Below are 3126 nucleotides of genomic sequence, written 5' to 3' on the forward strand. Positions count from 1 at the left end.
CTTATGGCTCCTTATCCTCGCTTTTTGGGTACAGCCTCTTCGTACCTACATCCGATTTGATTTGGTCGAGTTTAAAAAACTGCTCGGGGGTTTTGCGATTGGGTATGCCCTCTTGCATTTGCTCTTTTTTATCGCCGCGCACCAGTTTGCGATCGGGTATATCGGTAAATTGTTTATCAGTCACCTCTTTTTGAGTGTCGGGTTTGGGGCTTTGCTGGTTCTCTCCATCGCTCCTCAGGTCAAATCGTGGTATAAATTTCTCTATATCGGGATCGTTTTGGTGATTATCCACCTTTTACTCGGGTACCGTACATTAGAGATGAGCCATATTGTCGCGATTTCACTGTTGAGTCTCGGTTTGGCGCTTCGGCTGATTAAGCGCTAAATGAAACACTACGATGTCATTATCCTCGGAGCTGGGGCGAGCGGGCTAATGTGCGCGGCGCAACTGCGTCAAAACAGCTCACTATCCGTTGCCCTTATCGAGGGGAACAATCGCCCCGCATTGAAACTCAAAGCCAGTGGCGGGGGCAAATGCAACCTCACCAATGTAGAGGTGGACGAGAGCCATTATCTCGGGGATAAAAACCTCGTTAAAAATACCCTCTCATTTTTCCCGCAAAAAGCGCTTTTGGACTATTTCAAAGCGGGGGGATTGCGTCCGGTAATCCGAAAAGAGCGGTACTATTTTTGTCCGAAAAGCTCCGATGAGGTTATCTCCATTTTGATGGGGAAAGCAAACGGGTGTGATTTGCTTTTGGGGCATAAAATCCTCTCCGTAGAGGGGCAATCCACTTTTGTCATCACAACGGATAAAGGAAAATTTCAAACCGATCGTGTCGTAGTTGCCACGGGTGGCGCGAGTTATAAAGAGCTTGGTGCAAGCGACATCGGGTTGAGAATCGCTCAAAGCTATGGGATCAAAACGGTACCGTTTTCCCCTGCACTCGTAGGACTCACACTGCAACCGCGTGAGTTTTGGATGAAAGAGCTTAGTGGGATCAGTTTTCCCGCCCGTATCCATGTCGCGGGGAGGAGCCTCGATGAGGATTTGCTCTTTGCCCATCGTGGCATCAGCGGTCTGGTCGTCCTCTCCGCATCGCTCTATTGGCATCGAGGCGAGATTGTGATCGATTTTGCCCCCGATTTTGATCTGAATACCCTTAAAAATGAAAAAAAGAGTATCTCCACGGCGATTCCTCTGCCGAAACGGTTTATGAAAGCGTTTTTGGAAGCGATAGGGTTGGAGGATAAAGGGTGCAACCGTTTGAATCCGCAGGAATGGGAAAAACTTTTGAGTATTCGCAACTACGCGATGGCCCCTTCGGGAACGTTTGGTCTGACTAAAGCCGAAGCGTGTCGTGGCGGGGTTGCGTGCGAGGAGATTAATCCCTCTTCGATGGAAAGCACCAAAATCGATGGACTCTATTTTATCGGCGAGATAGTCGATGTGACGGGAGAGCTTGGGGGATATAACTTCCAGTGGGCGTTTAGTTCCGCCGTGGTGTGTGCTTCATCAATTACGCTATAATATTTTCAAATAAGCGAGGATACTATGGAACAGCGTAAACGTGTTGTCATCGTCGGCGGAGGGTATGCGGGGGTTAAAGCACTCCAAACGTTAGCTTCCTCCCATCTATGTGATATCGTTTTGATCGATCAGCACCCTTACCATTACCTCCAAACCGAAGCGTATGAACTGATCGCCAATGAGTGCTCAATGACCCGTGTCACGATTGACTTGGTCGCTTTATCTCTGAGCTACGGCGAGCATGTGACGTTTATCAAAGATACCGTCCGTGAAATCGATTTTGAGAACCGATGCGCAAGCGGACAAAATTCATGCCATCCCTATGATTATCTTCTCCTCTGTACCGGAAGCCGTACCGCGTTTCAAAGCTCTACCCCAGGATTACGCGAACACTCTCATGGAGTGAAAACCCTCCCAAGTGCCCTCTCTTTTAAACATCAGTTTGAGCAGAGATTGTATGCACGTATGGAGAGTGAGGGTGGATGGTGCAGTGAGCCTTTCAACGTTGTTATCGGTGGCGGCGGGCTTAGCGGTGTCGAGATTGCCGCTGAGATGGCTGATTACATTCGCGTATTTCATAAAGATAACACCCTTACGTGCGACAACATTCATATCTTTTTAATTATCCCGCATGAGGGGGTTTTGGAGGGGATGGAGTGCTATCTGATCGACAAAGCGACGGAGCGGCTCATAGAGTTGGGGGTTAAAATTATCAACCATTCGCGTATCACCTCGGTCGAAGAGCATACGTTGGTTCTGAACCATGAGAAGAGTCTTTGTTTCGATTTTATGATTTTTACGGGGGGGATTGTCGCTTCGACATTGACCGCGACGATTGAGAGTGAAAAAAATAAAAAATCGCAGCTTATCGTCGATGAGTATCTTCGTGTACCGACGTTTCAAGGGGTATTTGCGGCAGGGGATATTGCCGAATTACGCGATTCGGATGGAGAATTACTGCCCCCTACGGCGCAAAGTGCTGAGCAAAGCGGTACGTTAGCGGCACAAAATATTCTTGCATTGATTGAGAACCGTGAGATGAGACGTTCACAAATGAAGATGGAGGGGATGATGGTGGCATTGGGTGGAAGCTATGCTGCGATTTCTCTTTTTGGAGTGATTCGCTTCAGCGGTCTTTTGGGGTATTGGGTAAAAAGGGTGATTATGCGAGGATACCGATATTTTCTCCATCGTCAATGTGCCAAAGGGATGGATAAACTCTCTAAAACTAAACCCCAATGTCACACGGGATTTTAATGTTTTCTCAGTACAATTACATCAATTAACCTATCGAGGAATAATCTATGATCCTTTTAGCTGGACCGTGTGTCATCGAGAGCGAAGAGTCGATTTTCAAAATCGCTAAAAGCTTGGAACGTTACCAAAATGACCCGCGCTTTGATTTTTATTTCAAATCGAGTTTTGACAAAGCTAACCGTACCTCACTCGATAGCTATCGCGGACCGGGGATCGAAGAGGGACTTCGTATCTTGCAAAAGGTCAAAGACGATTTCGGATACAAAATCGTCACCGATGTCCATGAGAGCTATCAAGTCCCCATCGCGGCGGAAGTGGTCGATATGCTCCAAATCCCC

3 protein-coding genes and 1 pseudogene are annotated in these 3126 nt (G+C 47.6%); all 4 read left to right on the forward strand.

All coding sequences use genetic code 11. The features are described 5' to 3' along the window. On the forward strand, positions 1 to 385 hold a 385-nt coding region (locus tag VFW36_RS02780), incomplete at its 5' end, for a hypothetical protein (protein WP_329657297.1). Next, positions 386 to 1531 carry an aminoacetone oxidase family FAD-binding enzyme gene (locus VFW36_RS02785; protein WP_329657298.1) on the forward strand — a complete coding sequence of 382 codons (1146 nt, stop codon included), beginning with the start codon at positions 386 to 388 and terminating at the stop codon, positions 1529 to 1531. Between the two features lie 24 nt (positions 1532 to 1555). Next, complete coding sequence (locus VFW36_RS02790; protein WP_329657299.1) at positions 1556 to 2788, forward strand: NAD(P)/FAD-dependent oxidoreductase; 1233 nt, start codon at positions 1556 to 1558, stop codon at positions 2786 to 2788. Positions 2789 to 2835: 47 nt separating this feature from the next. Continuing rightward, positions 2836 to 3126 (forward strand): annotated as a pseudogene (locus tag VFW36_RS02795) (3-deoxy-8-phosphooctulonate synthase); the annotation flags it as partial.

The sequence above is a fragment of the Sulfuricurvum sp. genome, assembly GCF_036279695.1.
Taxonomy (GTDB): domain Bacteria; phylum Campylobacterota; class Campylobacteria; order Campylobacterales; family Sulfurimonadaceae; genus Sulfuricurvum.

Bases quoted from the DNA above. Each gene is read 5' to 3' on its own strand.
- VFW36_RS02790 (WP_329657299.1), top strand. From the start codon at position 1,556: ATGGAACAGCGTAAACGTGTTGTCATCGTCGGCGGAGGGTATGCGGGG.
- VFW36_RS02785 (WP_329657298.1), top strand. From the start codon at position 386: ATGAAACACTACGATGTCATTATCCTCGGAGCTGGGGCGAGCGGGCTA.